The sequence below is a fragment of the Maribacter spongiicola genome (assembly GCF_004364165.1).
GTDB lineage: Bacteria > Bacteroidota > Bacteroidia > Flavobacteriales > Flavobacteriaceae > Maribacter > Maribacter spongiicola.
In genome coordinates, this window is the sequence record NZ_SOAY01000010.1 from 1,462,964 (window position 1) to 1,479,474 (window position 16,511).

The following is a 16,511-nucleotide window of genomic DNA, read 5'->3' on the forward strand; positions in this document are numbered from 1 at the left end:
CAAGTAAGAGTAGCATGACGATACATAAGGAAATAACAGAACTAAAAGTTTTAAACAGAAAAACAACAGGTAAGCCTGTAGAATATCCTGTTCGTGTACTACAGTTTGGTGGAGGTAATTTTTTAAGGGCATTTTGCGATTGGATGTTCGATGTGTTAAATAAAACAACAGATTTCAATGGGAGTGTGGTTGTCGTTAAACCAACCGAAAGAGGGGAGTATTCAGAACTCTTAAATCAAGACGGCTTGTTTCATGTAGTTTTAGATGGATTGAAAGACGGTAATTTAGTCTCAGAGGTAACATTGGTAGAATCTGTTAGTACTATTATTCAACCGTATAAAGAATGGAATGCTTATTTGGCATTGGCAGAGGTACCTGAACTGAGATTTATTGTTTCTAATACTACAGAAGCAGGAATTAAATTTTTAGAAAAGGATAATAAAACAGATAACCCACCTCATGAATTTCCAGCTAAATTGACCTTATGGTTATATCACCGTTTTAATTATTTTAAAGGTGCAGCTGATAAAGGTTGCATTTTATTACCATGCGAATTAATTGAAGATAATGGCGATGCTTTACGGAAAACCATTATCCAATATGCTGAACATTGGGGTTTAGAAACAGCATTTATTACTTGGATCAAGAACTGTAATTATTTCTGTAGCACATTAGTTGATCGCATTGTATCTGGTTTTCCTACGGATAGAAAAGTTGCCATTGAACAGCAAACGGGTTATAAAGATGATTTGTTGGTCGCTGGTGAGGTGTACCATAGTTGGGTTATAAAAGCAGCACCAATTGTTCAAAAAGAATTACCTTTTTCTAAAACGGACTTAAATGTTTTGTTCGTTGATGATCTTAAAGAGTACAGAGAAATGAAGGTTCGTATTCTGAATGGGGCGCATACTTCTTTGGTACCTGTAGGGTATTTGGCAGGTTTAAGAACGGTATTAGAAAGTATGAACGATGATTTGGTTAGAAACCATGTATTGCAAGTGCTCTCTGAAGAAATAAAACCTACCCTAACCAATTTTTCAGAAAAGGAGATTGACGCTTTTGTAAATGCAGTTATTGATCGATTTAAGAATCCGACTCTTAAGCATTTTTTAATTGCCATATCATTAAATAGTACATCTAAATTTCAGGCTCGCTTATTACCGGCATTTAAAGAATACACTCAAATTAACGGTCGTTTTCCAAAGAGAATAGCATTTTCATTGGCATGTTTAATTCGCTTCTATAAAGGCGAATTCGATGGGGAGCATATACCTGTAAATGATGATGCCAAGGTGTTGGCCTACTTTAATGAAGAATGGCGAAAAGTAACAGAGCAAGACCAAACGATAGAAAACTTGGTTACAAACGTGCTGTCTAATAGTGATATAGTTGGCGAAAATTTAACCACATATAATGGTTTGGTTCAATTTGTTACTAAGAGTATCAACAGTATAGATGAGGTAGGTGTAAAAGAGTGTTTAGAGGCACTATAATAAAATATATGAAAATAGATTCGCATCAACATTTTTGGAAATATGAACCGGTAAAACATAGCTGGATAGATGATGAAATGGCAGTAATTAGAAAAGATTTTATGCCAGCTGACCTAAAGCAAGTTTACCTTGAAAATGATATTGATGGCTGCGTTGCAGTACAGGCAGATCAAACAACTGCTGAAACGGACTTTTTAATTGAACTGGCTTCAGAAAATAATTTTATAAAGGGAGTTGTAGGATGGGTAGACCTAAGAGGTAATGATATTGATGAGGTTTTGGAACACTACAACAAGTTTAAGGTTGTAAAAGGTTTTAGGCACGTTGTACAAGGTGAGGCTGATCACAATTTTTTATTGCGACCAGATTTTATTGCTGGTATTTCAAAACTAGCTCCGTATAATTTCACCTATGATATTTTGGTGTTTCCGCATCAATTGGGAGCGGTTGTAGAATTTGTAAAAAAATTCCCAAATCAAAAGTTTGTAATTGATCACATAGCCAAGCCTTATATAAAAGATAATTTTTATGAGGGTTGGGCTGTATTAATGACCGAAATAGGTAAGCAAAAAAATGTGTATTGCAAGTTATCAGGAATGATTACCGAAGCCGATTATAAAAAATGGACAGTTGAGCAAATAACACCCTATATGACCTTGGTATTAAATGCATTTGATGCAGATAGAATTATGTTCGGTTCTGATTGGCCAGTGTGTTTAGTGGCAGGAAATTACAAAACCGTAAAAAAAATAGTTACAGATTTCATTTCGCAATTAAGTGAAGAAGAGCAGGCTAAAATAATGGGTTTGAATGCAATGAAATTTTATAATTTATAATAGGAACAGTATGGATTTAAAACTAAAAGATAAAGTAGTTGTCGTAACAGGTGCTGCAGGATTAAAAGGAAGTATAGGTGAAACCATAGTTCAGCATTTGGCAGCCGAAGGCGCAATACCTGTAATCGTTTGTAGAAACGATAGAGGTATAGGTTATGAGAAAGAATTACGAGAAAAAGGTATCGACGCCTTGTTTGTAAAGACAGATTTATCTGATCATGTTCAAATTGAAAAGGCTGTTCGTAAAATTGAAGCGAAATATGGCGAAATACATGCATTAATAAATAATGTTGGGGTAAACGATGGCGCAGGTTTAGATGCTTCAATAGATGATTTTATGTATTCCTTAAAACTAAATATGGTAAGCTATTTTGCAATGACTAAATACTGTTTGCCAATGCTTAAAAAGTCAAAAGGGAATATTTTGAATATAGGCTCGAAAGTAGCACTTACAGGTCAAGGTGGTACTTCTGGATATGCGGCGTCAAAAGGTGGTGTCTTCGGTTTAACAAGAGAATGGGCGGTTGATTTAATACAATTCGGTATCCGTTCTAATGCCATTGTTATTGCAGAAAGTTGGACTCCTGCTTATGATGCTTGGATTAAAACATTAGATAACGGAGAAGAAAAACTTGAGGCTATCGTTAAGAAAATTCCTTTAGAAAATAGAATGACAATGCCGGCAGAAATAGCAGATCAATGTCTATTTACCATTTCAGAAAAATCATCTCATACAACCGGTCAGTTTATTACCGTAGACGGTGGGTATGTACATCTCGATAGATCTTTATTGACGGAATAATTTCCGCTTTTCCTATCAGAATAACCAAAGTCTAATTCGTACCGGATTAGCATTTTTTATTTTAACCATGAAAGTTATCCAGCTAAATATGAATCAACCAAAAAAAATACCCGTAGTCAGTAAAGAGTTATTAGTTCCGTTTATAATAATCACTATACTTTTTGCTTTATGGGGCTTTGCAAATGATGTTACGAACCCCATGGTTACGGCATTCAAAAAAGTAATGCCAGAATTAAGTTGGACACAAGCATATTTAGTACAATTTGCATTTTATTTCGGCTATGGTTGTATGGCCATACCAGCTGCACTTTTTATTAAAAAATATACCTATAAAAAAGGTATCATTCTTGGGCTGTCGCTTTATGCTATTGGTGCATTTTTATTTTATCCAGCATCTGTTTATGAAGAGTATTCGTATTTTTTAATTTCATTATATGTTATCACTTGTGGCCTAGCCTTATTAGAAACAACTTCAAACCCTTTGATTTTATCACTAGGGGCAAAAGAAACCGCCACGCAGCGTTTGAATTTGGCACAATCATTTAATCCTATAGGGTCTATATCAGGTATGTTGATCGCTCAGTTTGTTGTTCTTAGTCAAATAAAATCGTCAACTTATAATGATGAGACCTACGCGGCTTTAGATGCAGCAAGTAAAGCGTCTATTAAAACCGAAGATCTGAATATTATAAGCTACCCTTATTTAGGCATAGGGGTCGTTGTTTTAATTATTTTAATATTAATAGTATTTACCAAAATTCCGACGGTTCAAGAACATACAAGTTTAAGCTTCAAAGAATCGTTAAATAAAATCTTTTCGAAGAAGACATTTTTACCGGGTGTTATAGCTCAAATGTTTTATGTAGGTGCACAAATAATGTGTTGGACAGCTATATTTCAATACGTGCAATATTTAAATGAATCTACAAATAGTGATATAAATGCCACTTATATGAATATGATCGCTATGGGAATTTTTCTTGGCGGTCGTTTTCTAGGGACTGCTTTGTTAAGTGTATTCTCGGCTCCAAAATTACTTTACACCTTTGCAGGCTTTGCCATTTTATGTTGTGCAGGCGCTATTATAATACCTGGTATGCCCGGTTTAATTTCTCTAGTGAGTATTTCTTTATTTATGTCAATTATGTTCCCTACCATTTATGGTATTGCTTTAAAAGATATGGGTGACGAAGCAAAGTTGGGGTCTGCATTTCTGGTGATGGCAATTGTTGGAGGAGCTATTTTTCCGTTAATGCAAGGTGCCATTATCGACATAGGAGGTGATAACCTTGCAGACACGCTTATTTTAGGAATTCCAGAAGTTAAATTTTCTTTTATAATGCCAATGATATGTATAGCTGTTGTCGGTTTATATGGCTTATATGCTGCTAAACAACAAAAGGCTTAATTATTTAAAACTAGAACGATGACAAAAAGATATTGTTACGCCTGCGATTTAAAAGAGGACGCTCAACTTATTGCAGAATACAAAGCATATCATGCCGAAGGCAACGCATGGCCAGAAATCACTAAAAGCATTAAAGATGCCGGTATTGTTGATATGCAAATTTACCTTACCGGTAACCGTATGTTCATGATTATGGAAGTTGATGAAACATTTGATGCTGAGAAAAAAGCAAAAATGGATGCCGATAATACTATAGTTCAAGAATGGGAGAATTTAATGTGGAATTACCAACAAGAGTTGCCATGGGCTAAAGATGGTGAGAAGTGGATTGCATTAGAGCAGATATTTCAATTGTAACACAACAAATGTCACAGAAACACAAAAGCCAGACCTATAGGTTTGGCTTTTGTGTTTCAATAATTAATGTACTTACTTTATTTTAAGTTAGACAATTGTTGTCGGCAATAATAATCGTCCCATTTAATTAATCTTTCAATTTATAAATCTTGTAGTTATTATAATGCCCTTATTTTTGAAGTTAATCTGTTTACGTTGATAATGCCGTATTTATCTATCAGTTATCAACTGAGCTGCTGTTTTTACTTACTTGGGGCTATTGTAATTTCTATTTCGTTACTCGTTAATGTATTTGAGCTTGCTTTTATACGTATTGGTGTTGAGCTATCTTTTATTGATTGAACAATAAGTAAAGCACGCCCTTTATTTGTTATTAATTCATGGGAATTAAAATCTTGCGTATTAGTTATGCTGCCATTATCTACACCAAGTACTTTTGCATCTCCGGTCACTGTAAATAGTACTTTTTGATTTTCTGTTTTAACAGGATTACCATCGTTATCTACAATTTGAAGTACAATATGTGCGGTGTCATAACCATTTGCTACTACGCTTTTAGTATCGGTAAATAGTTGTAAAGCTTTTGGTTGAGTGCTTGTTTTTATAACTGATTCAACTACTTTTCCATTTTTAGATGCAACAGCCTTTAAGGTACCTGCTTCAAACGGAACTGCCCATTTGTAAATATGATCATCAAAATCTGCTAGTTTTCTTGTTCCTAATGATTTTTCGTTCAAGAAAAGTTCTACGGTATCAGAATTTGAATATACTTCTACTATTGTGGTTTGATCACTATCATAGTTCCAATGTTCATTAACATCTTGCCAAACCCAAAGCGCTTTTTGCCAAGCGCCTTCTTTTTTCTCGACAACTTTACCATGGTTATTAAGCTGATATTTTGATTTTTCAGCAGTCTGTGTGGCAATGTAAATACTAGGTGCCTCGCTCCATAAAGATTTAAACATATAGAACGACGGCTTTTCAAATCCAGCTAAATCTAATAATCCGCTAGGGGTCCCTTTTTTTGGCCAGCCTCCGTTAGATTCTCCCATATAGTCAATGCCGGTCCATAAAAATGTTCCTGAAATAAAGGGTCTTTCCATTACAGCCTTCCATTCATGCCATTGTCCTAAATTTTCGGTTCCCATAAGTGGCTTGTTAGGGTAGTTTTCATGACCGTAATCATAAAGTACGCGTCTATAGCTAAAACCAATGATATCAAGAGCATCTGCATAGCCAGATTCATAACTAGAAGACGGTAGAATGCAATTGGCAATTACATACCTTGTTGTGTCTAATTCTTTGGTCCATTTAGCTAATTTTTGAGCAGTTTTACCAATGTCATATGTTGCTATTGGCAATGTGTCTAACTTCTCTTTAATCTGTTCTATGCTATTTGGTGGTGCAGACCAAAAGTAATTGCCACTCCAGTCCATATTATTGAAGAAACCGGTAGCTTCAGCATTACGAGGGTATGTCCATTCAATTTCATTACCAATACTCCATTGAAATATAGATGGGTGATTTCTATGTGATAAGATGGTGTTTTTCAAGTCTCTTTCTGCCCAATCTTGAAAATGTTCGGCATAACCTCTGGTAATATAGTCCACACTTTTTTCGTTCATGTTTTTTCTTTTGTCTTTAGGGTTGTCCCATTCATCAAAAAATTCATCTTGAACCAAAAAGCCCATTTCATCGCATAAATCTAAAAATTCATTCGAAGCAGGGTTGTGCGATATTCGTATTGCATTACAGCCAGCATCTTTTAGTTTTTCTAAACGTCTTTTCCAAACACTTTTAGGCACTGCAGCACCAACTAAGCCTGCATCATGGTGTAAGCAAACGCCTTTTATCTTGCGGTTTTTTCCATTGAGATAAAAGCCTGTATTGGCATCAAACTTAAAACTGCGAATTCCGAAAATAGTTTCTTCAGAATCTACTATTTTACCATTTTCAATAAGTTTGGTAATGGCTTTATAAAGAGTAGGTTTATCAATATCCCATAAATCAGGATTTTTAATATCTAGAGTGGCTGTATAATTTTCTGATTTCCCTTGATAAATGGTTAGTTCTGTAGTTGTTGAGCCGACCTTAATATTCTTGTCAGTAAAAATATCTGTAGTAATCTTAGCTTTTTTATCTTCTAAGTATCCGTTTTGAAGTTGAGTTTCTATTTTAACCGTGGCTTTATCTTTATTTACTTGCGGTGTGGTAATGAAGGTTCCCCAAACCGGAATGTGTAGTTTGTTTTTTGTAATTAGGTTTACATTTCTGTAGATACCAGATCCGGTATACCATCTACTGTCTGCATATCTTGTTCTGTCTACAGTTACGTGTACTGTATTCGTATTTTGTTGTAGTTGTTCTGTAATATCATAATAAAAGGGTGCATAGCCGTAAGGATGTTTGCCTAATTCTTGATTATTTAGGCTTACTGTAGCATTATTATAGACACCATCAAAAACCAAATAGGCAACTTGATTGTTTTTCAAGTTTAAGTTAAAATCTTTTTTATAATAGCCCGTGCCACCTAATAAATAACCCGTAGCACCTTCACCTTTGATTGAATCGAGTGGAGATTCAATACTCCAATCATGTGGTAGGTTTATTTTTTTCCAAGTGGTATCGAATCGATTAGATGTAGAGTCTTCTAATTTAAATTCCCAATTAAAATTAAAGTCGGTGTTAGCGGTCAAATATTCTTTTGTAGAACAACTAAAAAGTGTGAACGCAATTAGGTGGATTAGAAAAATTTTATATTTCATTCTCTTTGTTTAAAAATGATGCTTATGGTGAATTTTAATCTTGTACTGTATTAGAGAAAACTAAACATGTTATGTAATTAATATTTATTAAACTTTTTTCAATAATACTTTAACTGAACTTTTGGCGGTATAAAAATGAAATTTTTTGGTGACAAGCAACTAGATTTAATTCGTTTGTATTTGCTGAAATTGTACTTTATGTTTGATATAATTCAAAATATTGTAATATTAGGCAATAATAATTACAGTATTCTTAGCTTTACAAATATGTAGTTATTATAGAATTTATTCTTATTGTTCAACTAGACAAAAACTCAACAAACCTCAATTAATGGGAGTTTTTGAAAATAATGAACTAGACAATGTATATATTGATTTCTGAATTGAACTTTATAATAACGGGAAGATTTTTGGTATGAACTATTCTTTACAAACTATGTTAAGATATTTAATTTCTTATTTAACGTTAGGTCTTTTAGTATGTCTATGTGGTGTGTTGTCGGCACAAACTATTAATAAATCGGATGAGTATTTTAAAAAAGCAGAGTCTTTAAAGGCAACGAATATTGATAGTGCTATTAATTTTTATAAGAAAAGTATACACTTACATAAAGAGCAAAAAGATACCGCTAACTTGGTAAATAGTTTATACGAGCTTTCTAATTTATATGCCCATAATTTAGATTATGGAAGTTCATACGATGGTTATTGGGAAGCTTTATTTCTTGCCGATAATTCAAAAAACGATGTAGCAAGAGCAAAATTATATCAAGCTTTGGGTTGGCTTTATTTATTTTATAGACGTGACAATGAAGCTAAAAATTACTTCAACCTTTCGCTAAGATTAAAGGATAAAATGATTGATAAAAAAGTTATAGATTCTACTAATGTATTAACTGATTATTATGCATTAATAACTTTGTTTAGAACCAATGGAAATAATAAAATGGTTCGTAAATATTTGGATAGTAGTAACCTTATTAAAAAACAATTTAAGATTACATCTAACTATTTAGATGCAGAAGAGGGCTACCAAGATGCGATTGACGGCAATTTTGAAATGGCATTACTTAAATTAAATAGAACTAGAAATGAGTTTACTTTAAAAAACCCGTCTTACTTAATTATAATAGACTACTTAATTGGTCAAGTATATTTTATGAAGGGTGATATAAGAACGAGTAAAAAGTTTTTTGAACAATCATTAGCTTATACGAAGGTGTATAGTAATCATTCTAATTATAAGTTGATGGTGCAAGAAGCTTTGGCTCTTTTAGAAAAAGAGGAGAAAGATTTTGAAAGCGCTTTTTTTCATTTAGAGGCGGCAAATGAATTGAATGAATCAATTTTTGGTAGAAAGAGTAAGAATAATCAACATTTGTTTGAAATTAATGATAAGTATCGCTTGCAGAAAGAAAAAGAAAAAGAATTAATAAAAGAGCAGCGCCTGGCCAATTTGGAAAATGAAGAAAAGCTATGGGTATTAAAGTTTTCATTGATGTTTGTGGTTGTGGCTTCTTTGTTAATTCTTGGATTTTTATTCATTCGTAATATTAGACGTAAACATAAGCTAGAAAAAAAATCACTTGAAGAAAAGCGGGTTGTTGAATTACAGAAATCTAATGAAATATTAGAATTGAAGAATAATGAACTTACGTCTTCTGCATTGCAATTGATAGAGAAAGAAGAGTTTATTAAAAAAATGAAAGATACTATTGGCAAGAATAGAGAAAATTTAGACGTTTCTGCTCTCAATAGAATTATTAATACTGCACAAGGTAGCCCCAGCGGTAACTGGAAAGAATTTGAGGCCAGGTTTACTGCTATAAATCAAAGTTTTTATAAAAATCTTAAAGAAGCTTACCCTTCTTTGAGTCAAACAGACTTAAAACTTTGCGCACTGGTAAAGCTCAATTTTTCTAGTAAAGAAATGGCATCGCTTTTAGGTATTTCAATTGAAAGTATGCACACATCTCGTTATCGTTTAAGAAAAAAATTGAAACTTGACCGTAATGATAATCTTACCGAATTTATAGCAAACCAATAAATAAGAATTTTTCTAATCCTAAAAGTTCTTTAGTTTTTTATTCATAGCGTCATTTTTACTCTTCTTTTTAATTATTACTCAACGGTTTCTGAAAATACTATCAAAATTACTGTCTAGTTGTGTTTAGTATTGCTTAAAACACTGATAAATAAGTCTTTTTTTTATGATTTGTTCAGTTTTTGTTGAGTCCTATTTCTTAAAATAACAATATCAAATTAATAATTTAGACCCAGTAAATTTATCATTTGATTATAATTTTAGAATCTAAATAAGAATTTATTAAAAATAACTCACCACAACTTAATTATTAATTAACTCAATTTTATTTATGAAGAAAAAGGACAAATTATGGAAGAGGATGCTTTCAGTGTTTTCTCTATTTGTAATCTTGGCAATGCAACAAGGTTTTGCCCAAGATGTAATTAATGGATCCGTAAGTGATGAACAAGGTACGCCAATACCAGGTGCAACCGTTCTTATTGAAGGAACAACTAAAGGTGCCGTTGCCGATTTTGATGGAATTTTTTCAATCAATGCTGCATCAGGCGATGTTTTAGTGATTTCATCAATTGGTTTTAAAACTAAAAAGGTAAGTGTAGGTGCAAGTAAGAATTTGAAAATAGTTCTTGTTGAAGATCTTGCGCTGTTAGACGAAGTAGTAGTTGTAGGTTATGGTACTCAAAAGAAAAAAGAAGTAACCGGTGCTGTAGTACAAGTAAAGTCTGATATTATTAGTATTGCCCCTGTATCTGATGTCAGTGAATCTCTACAAGGGCGAGTAGCGGGTGTAAATATTCAAGCTGCAAGTGGGCGTCCGGGTGAAGCTGCCAACATTCAAATAAGAGGTGTAGGGTCTTTGCTTGGTAGTTTAGAGCCATTATATGTTGTAGATGGGGTTCCTTATGAATCTAATCCAAACATTGCGCCTGATCAAGTAGAGACTATAGACATCTTAAAAGATGGTGCTGCGGCTTCTATTTATGGAGTAAGAGCTTCAAACGGGGTTATTTTAATTACGACCAAAACTGGTAAAGAAGGGAAGTTGGGTGTTAACTTTTCAACGTACACAGGTATTCAGAATATAACTTCAGGAACACCTTTAATGAATACCCAACAACAGTTGTTTGCAGATTTTTCTGTAGATAATGTTTTAAACGCGGGTAACCTTCCAGGGTATTTTATTACTTCTCCTGAATTATTGGATTTTGATAGTGATTTCGTTGGAGATGTACAAAACAACAACGCATTATTTAGAAACTATGAGTTAGGTATAAGCGGCGGATCTAAAGGTTTAAATTTAGGGTTCAGTACCAGTTATAACGACCAAGAAGGTGTGCTGATTAAATCTGGTTTTGACAGATTGAGTTCTAGACTGACAGCTAATTTTACTAAAGGAAAATTTAAGGCATTTGCTACTGTTGCCTATACAGAAGAAAATAGAGAGCAAGAGCCTTTTGCCTATTATGAATATAGTATTGGTCAAAACCCATGGCAGTTACCTTTAGGTGATTTAAATATTAGTGAAGATAATGTAGTAACAATACCAGTAGATAATACGATCTATTTTGGCTTTTTAGCAAAACAATTATTGAACATTGATGATAGAAAAACAACTTCTACCAATATTGCATTCAATATGGAGTATGAATTAGCGAAAGGATTGACTTATAAGTTGAGTTTAAGTAATAATAAATTTGATTATAATAGAAAATTCTTTAGACCTACATTTTTAATTTATGGTAGAGATGGGGTAATAAATGCAACGGCTTCTACGCTTGAGGCTCAACTTCAAAAAGATTTTACCATGTCTACTAGAAGGGTGCTTGAAAATATGATAAACTACGATGTAAAATTCGGTGGTCATAAAGTAAACACAACAGTGGTATCTTCATATGAAGATTTTTCATCGGAACAACTTACCATAGGTGGTATTGGTTTCCCAACAAATAGTACACAAGAAATAGGTCAGGCTTTTTCTGCTACAACCCCCACCAGTTTTGTAAATAACTATACACTATCTGGTTTATTGGGTAGAGTTCAATACAGTTTTGATGAACGTTACTTACTTTCCGCAAGTATTCGTAGAGATGGTTCTTCTAAATTCGGACCAGATAATAGATATGGTACTTTTGGAGGTATATCAATAGGCTGGAATGTTGCCGAAGAAAATTTCTTTAAAAATTCATTTTTGGGCGATGCTGTCAATAACTTAAAGCTTAGAGCAAGTTATGCAGAATTGGGTAACCAAGATGTTCAGCCTTATGCTGCATCGACTCAAATTGAAACAGGTGTAAATTACTTATTCGGACCTAATGAAGCTATAGCTTCTGGTTTGATCCAAAGAAGAAATGCAAATCCGGATTTGAAATGGGAAACGAGTGTGTCGAAAAACATCGGACTTGATTTAGCTATGTTTCAAAATAAATTGACCTTAACTGCTGATTTTTATAGTAATGATAAGCAAGATATGTTGTTGCCATTTCAAACACCACCGTCTTTAGGTACATCAGCACCTGGTGCAGAAACCGTTTATAATCCAATATTTATTAATGCAGGTAAAATGACCAATGAAGGTATAGAAATTGCATTAGGATTTAAAAGTGAATTAAAAAATGGACTAAAATATAATATCTCTTCTACGTTTACTAAAAACACCAATGAGATTGTAGATCTTAATGGAATAGAACGTGGGTACTCTAATGGTAGACCAACATTTTCTTTAGGTAATAGTATAGATGAAACTACATTTTTTGCGGTAGGTCATGAGGCAGGAGCTTTTTTTCTACTAAGAAATGAAGGGGTAATTAAAACGGATGAAGAATTAGCAGAATACCAGCAAATCAATCCGTCTGCAGCAAAAGGTGACATACGCTATGCTGATGTAAACGGTGATAATGCAATTGATGATAACGATCGAGTTTATGCGGGATCTGGACAAGCAGAATGGGAAGCTGGTTTAAATCTTGATTTAAACTATAAAAACTTTGATCTATCGGTTCAGACGTACATGTCTTACGGTGCAGAGTTATTTAACGGGGCACGTTTTTTCGCCTACACTCAAGGTAGACATTTAGATCAATTTTATCAATGGTCTCCACAAAACCCTACTTCTGATATTCCAAGTTATAGAAATAGCGAAGCTACGGAAAGCATTAGAGCAAGATCAGATTATTGGATAGAAGATGGTACGTATTTAAGAATTCGAAACATTACTTTGGGGTATTCTTTACCTCAAGAATTACTAGATAAAACCAAACTTGGTAGCATACGATTATATGTAACAGGCTTTAATCCTTTTACAGTAACTAATTATACTGGTTATGATCCAGAAGTTGGTGGTAACGGTATAAGCACAAGGGGTGTTGATAGGGGTAATTACCCTGTGGCTAGGCGTTTTGTTCTAGGGGCCAATATTAAATTTTAATAACTAATTAAGAAAAAAATGATACACGTTATATTAAAACACAAAGTATGGTCCATTACAATGGTGGCATGCTGTATATTATCTCTAGCTAGTTGTTCAGAGGATGAATTTTTAACAGTAGATAATCCTAACTCCATTACAGACGCTACGTTTTGGAATACACCAACTCAGTTCAATACTGCTTTAACCACAGTATATGGCGCAATGCAGTTTCAGGCAGTAAGCGGTAGTGGATTATCACAAGAAATAATTAGGGCTGACATTGCAGATACCTATTCTTTCTTCGGTAGATGGAACATTTTTAGACAATTAAGCTATACGGATAATAGCGAGCAAATAGTAAATAAGTGGAATCAATTATATATTGGAATTTTTAGAGCTAATCAGATAATAACTAATATTGAACTTGCCGATGAGACTATTTTTGCCACAGGTGAAAAAGAAGCTATTTTAGGGCAAGCAAGATTATTAAGGGCTTTCTTCTATTTTCAATTGGTTCATACTTATGGTAAAGCAGTAATACGTACCGAGGTTTCTACAACCGAATTAAGTAAAGCTCTGAGCTCAATCGAAGAAGTTACACAGCAAGTAATTTTACCAGATTTAAATTATGCAAAAGATAACTTACCACTTACTTGGGAAAATAGTTCAGATTTAGGCAGAGTAACCTCTGGTACAGCAACATCTTTAAGAGGTAAGGTATATTTATTTGCTAAAGACTGGCAACTTGCTGCCGATGACTTTAAAGAAGTTATAGATTCTGGTGTATATGCCTTAGTCCCAAACTCTTTAGACAATTTCAGCGATCAGAATGAATTTAATTCTGAATCAATTTTAGAGGTAGCATACAGTTCTACAGCCAATCCTGGCGCAAATGGAAATAACGTAGATGATACCCCTGGTAATTCAGGTGCTGAAGCTAGTGGTATTTCAAGTAATTATGCTTCCATCGGCGGTTTTGGCGGATTTAATACCGTAGTGGCAAATTTATATTTGCATGAATTATTTACGAACGATGAAATAGATCCAAGTAATCCGATCAATGCAGGGGGTAATTTACATTCGCAACGTTTAACGGCTTCTATTTGCCCAAAAGACTTTGAAGGCACCTATTATGGTGTAGATAATACGGATGCAAACGTACATACCTATAGAGGACTAGGCTTAACTGCTTTAGTGAAAAAGCATACGAATTGGTTTCAAGGTACAGCAGAAATAGCTTTAAATAGAAGTGGAATTAATTTCAGACATATTCGTTTGGCCGATGTCTATTTAATGTATGCAGAGGCGGTTTTAAATGCAAGCGGAGATGTAGATGAGGCTATTGAGTATATCGACATGGTTCGTTCAAGAGCAGGTGTAATCACCATAAGACAGTACTTGGATGATAACGGAAATACTTTTCCACAATTGCATATCAGCAAACAAAGGTATGGTAGCCAGCCATTTGTAAGTCCGACGGCAGATAATTTAATGACACACCTTCAAATGGTAGAAAGACCACTAGAACTTTGTTTTGAAGGGCAAAGATGGGCAGATTTAGTTCGCTGGGGTATCGTTGATGATGTATTTACAACTATGGGCGACAATTTGAACTGGAGAAATGATAATTTTGAATCTCTTATAGGTCAAGCACCTCTTTTTATTGAAGGATCGATCAATTTACTTTCGTTAGGCGGTATAGATAGATATAGTTCAAGTCAACATGATTATCTCCCTATTCCTGCAGGAGAAGTACAAAGTAATAATGATTTATAATATTTAAGATATGAAAACAAAATTTAAAATATTAATAGCATTTGTAGCGGTTATATTAGGTCTGTATTCTTGTGAAGATATTTACGATGATATAGAACTAAATGAAGCTAATAGTAGAATTATCGCTACATCTCAAATGAATTTTACCAATACGATTAGAATTGGTAATAGCATTACTTTAGGAGATTTATCTTCTGGAGTACAGTCCCGATTATGGACTTTACCAACTGGTGTGGCAGATATTGTTGGGTCTGATAATGATGAAACATCAACAGAGCAAAACGTAAAGGCGATATTTAATGTTGAAGGCGAGCACGATGTAGTTTTATCTCAGGTTTTTAAGGGCGATGCTTACGACCTGGCAGGTAATGTAATCGGTAAAGAAATAGATACCACTTTTGTTGTAACCGTACTTCCTGAAATAAAAACTGTTCTTAAAGCATATAATTTAAACGAAGATGGATCACTGGGAGATGAATTAAATCTTACAAGTGGAGCAAATAATGAAGTTACTGCAGGTAAGGCGGTTCGTTTTATAGTAGACGAGTCAACTCAAGGAAGTCCTGATAGTTTTTTATGGACTGCAGAAGGTGGTACCAGAATTAGCCTATCTGAAGATAAGAGAATTTATGATGTACGTTATAAAAAAACGGGTTCTTTTGGCTTAGAGCTTATATCTTCATTGGCAAGACCAGTCGGAGAAGAAATAATTACCCTTTCAAGTTTGATTAATGTAATACCTTCTACTGAGCCAGTGCAATTAGATGGCATTGAAGCAATAGGGACTAGTATATTCTTGAATTTTAGTAGAGATATGGATGAAACTACAGGTGTACCTTCAGATTTTGTTGTATCGATCGATAATGGTGGAATATCTAATCCAGCAATAACTTCGATTACGGTTGATCCTGACGCTGCTAACTTTGTAGAGTTAAAATTAGACATACCTCAGTTTTATTCTGATGATATGATTAGTCTTTCTTACACAAAAGGAAGTTTGTCAACCTTAGATGGTGTTATAGCCGATACATTTACTGATCAACAAGCAATATTGATTGAACAAAACCTTTTAATTGGCACCAGCTACGATTATAGTATGGAGAATGGTGGTCCTGATTGGAGAGATGTTGGTTGGGGAGGCGTTTGGGGCCAATTCACGGCAGCCGTGACCGACGCAAGAGCTAAAACTGGTACAATGGCTACTCAGGCTGCAATAGAGGCAAATGGCGGTATGATATACGCTTACAAACCTGAGGCTATCGATAATGCCAAGTTTACTTTCGAGGCAGGTAAAAATTATAAGTTAGGAGCTTGGGTTTATATTACTACTCCGGTTTCAGGTACAGCAGATCTTAGATTTTATGTGGTTCCTCCTTTTAAAGAAGTTTTTATAGCAGAACTTAATGCATCAACACCTCTTGATAAATGGGTTTACATTAGTTCTGATGAATTTAACTTCTTAAGTGATACAACCAGTGAAATTTTAATTAGAGGTAATAATCAAAATAATGGCGCAGAGTTATTATTTACTATTGATGATATTACTATTACTGAAGTGGTAAATAAACCTTAAATGTACTTCATGAAAGGAAAATAAATAAGTAAAAGTTGTTGAGTTAGT

10 protein-coding genes are annotated in these 16,511 nt (G+C 34.0%); 9 read left to right on the forward strand and 1 reads right to left on the reverse strand.

Features of this window, described 5'->3' with window-relative positions; translation table 11 throughout:
- Nucleotides 1-14: 14 nt before the first annotated feature.
- The 5 genes from CLV90_RS06725 (at nt 15) to CLV90_RS06745 (ending at nt 4,896) form a co-directional block, all read left to right on the forward strand.
- On the forward strand, nt 15-1,493 hold the full coding sequence (locus CLV90_RS06725) for a tagaturonate reductase (RefSeq protein ID WP_133686698.1): 1,479 nt from the start codon (nt 15-17) through the stop codon (nt 1,491-1,493).
- An 8-nt stretch (nt 1,494-1,501) separates the two neighbouring features.
- Nucleotides 1,502-2,329: an amidohydrolase family protein gene (locus CLV90_RS06730; RefSeq protein WP_133686699.1), complete on the forward strand. Its 828-nt coding sequence runs from the start codon at nt 1,502-1,504 to the stop codon at nt 2,327-2,329.
- Nucleotides 2,330-2,339: 10 nt separating this feature from the next.
- Complete coding sequence (locus CLV90_RS06735) at nt 2,340-3,131, forward strand: SDR family oxidoreductase (RefSeq protein WP_133686700.1); 792 nt, start codon at nt 2,340-2,342, stop codon at nt 3,129-3,131.
- 88 nt (nt 3,132-3,219) lie between these two features.
- On the forward strand, nt 3,220-4,539 hold the full coding sequence (gene fucP / locus CLV90_RS06740; RefSeq protein WP_133686701.1) for an L-fucose:H+ symporter permease: 1,320 nt from the start codon (nt 3,220-3,222) through the stop codon (nt 4,537-4,539).
- 18 nt (nt 4,540-4,557) lie between these two features.
- The gene (locus CLV90_RS06745; RefSeq protein ID WP_133686702.1) at nt 4,558-4,896 is read left to right on the forward strand and encodes an L-rhamnose mutarotase; all 339 of its coding nucleotides are present in this window, start codon (nt 4,558-4,560) and stop codon (nt 4,894-4,896) included.
- 242 nt (nt 4,897-5,138) lie between these two features.
- Here CLV90_RS06745 and CLV90_RS06750 read toward each other — a convergent pair whose 3' ends face one another.
- Nucleotides 5,139-7,661, reverse strand: a complete 2,523-nt coding sequence (locus CLV90_RS06750) for a glycoside hydrolase family 2 TIM barrel-domain containing protein (RefSeq protein WP_133686703.1) — start codon at nt 7,659-7,661, stop codon at nt 5,139-5,141.
- 436 nt (nt 7,662-8,097) lie between these two features.
- Here CLV90_RS06750 and CLV90_RS06755 point away from each other — a divergent pair, with 436 nt between their 5' ends.
- The 4 genes from CLV90_RS06755 to CLV90_RS06770 all read left to right on the forward strand — a co-directional run bounded on the left by CLV90_RS06755 (nt 8,098) and on the right by CLV90_RS06770 (nt 16,463).
- On the forward strand, nt 8,098-9,708 hold the full coding sequence (locus CLV90_RS06755) for a helix-turn-helix transcriptional regulator (RefSeq protein WP_133686704.1): 1,611 nt from the start codon (nt 8,098-8,100) through the stop codon (nt 9,706-9,708).
- Nucleotides 9,709-10,036: 328 nt separating this feature from the next.
- A complete protein-coding gene (locus tag CLV90_RS06760) occupies nt 10,037-13,132 on the forward strand; it encodes a SusC/RagA family TonB-linked outer membrane protein (protein WP_133686705.1) in 3,096 nt (1,031 codons plus the stop codon).
- Nucleotides 13,133-13,150: 18 nt separating this feature from the next.
- Entirely contained in the window at nt 13,151-14,890 is a 1,740-nt protein-coding gene (locus tag CLV90_RS06765) for a RagB/SusD family nutrient uptake outer membrane protein (RefSeq protein WP_133686706.1), read from the forward strand.
- Nucleotides 14,891-14,900: 10 nt separating this feature from the next.
- Complete coding sequence (locus tag CLV90_RS06770) at nt 14,901-16,463, forward strand: hypothetical protein (RefSeq protein WP_133686707.1); 1,563 nt, start codon at nt 14,901-14,903, stop codon at nt 16,461-16,463.
- The last annotated feature ends 48 nt before the right edge of the window (nt 16,464-16,511 follow it).

Bases quoted from the DNA above. Each gene is read 5' to 3' on its own strand.
- CLV90_RS06760 (WP_133686705.1), top strand. From the start codon at position 10,037: ATGAAGAAAAAGGACAAATTATGGAAGAGGATGCTTTCAGTGTTTTCT.
- CLV90_RS06755 (WP_133686704.1), top strand. From the start codon at position 8,098: ATGTTAAGATATTTAATTTCTTATTTAACGTTAGGTCTTTTAGTATGT.
- CLV90_RS06745 (WP_133686702.1), top strand. From the start codon at position 4,558: ATGACAAAAAGATATTGTTACGCCTGCGATTTAAAAGAGGACGCTCAA.
- CLV90_RS06770 (WP_133686707.1), top strand. From the start codon at position 14,901: ATGAAAACAAAATTTAAAATATTAATAGCATTTGTAGCGGTTATATTA.
- CLV90_RS06725 (WP_133686698.1), top strand. From the start codon at position 15: ATGACGATACATAAGGAAATAACAGAACTAAAAGTTTTAAACAGAAAA.
- CLV90_RS06735 (WP_133686700.1), top strand. From the start codon at position 2,340: ATGGATTTAAAACTAAAAGATAAAGTAGTTGTCGTAACAGGTGCTGCA.
- CLV90_RS06730 (WP_133686699.1), top strand. From the start codon at position 1,502: ATGAAAATAGATTCGCATCAACATTTTTGGAAATATGAACCGGTAAAA.
- CLV90_RS06750 (WP_133686703.1), bottom strand. From the start codon at position 7,661: ATGAAATATAAAATTTTTCTAATCCACCTAATTGCGTTCACACTTTTT.
- fucP (WP_133686701.1), top strand. From the start codon at position 3,220: ATGAATCAACCAAAAAAAATACCCGTAGTCAGTAAAGAGTTATTAGTT.
- CLV90_RS06765 (WP_133686706.1), top strand. From the start codon at position 13,151: ATGATACACGTTATATTAAAACACAAAGTATGGTCCATTACAATGGTG.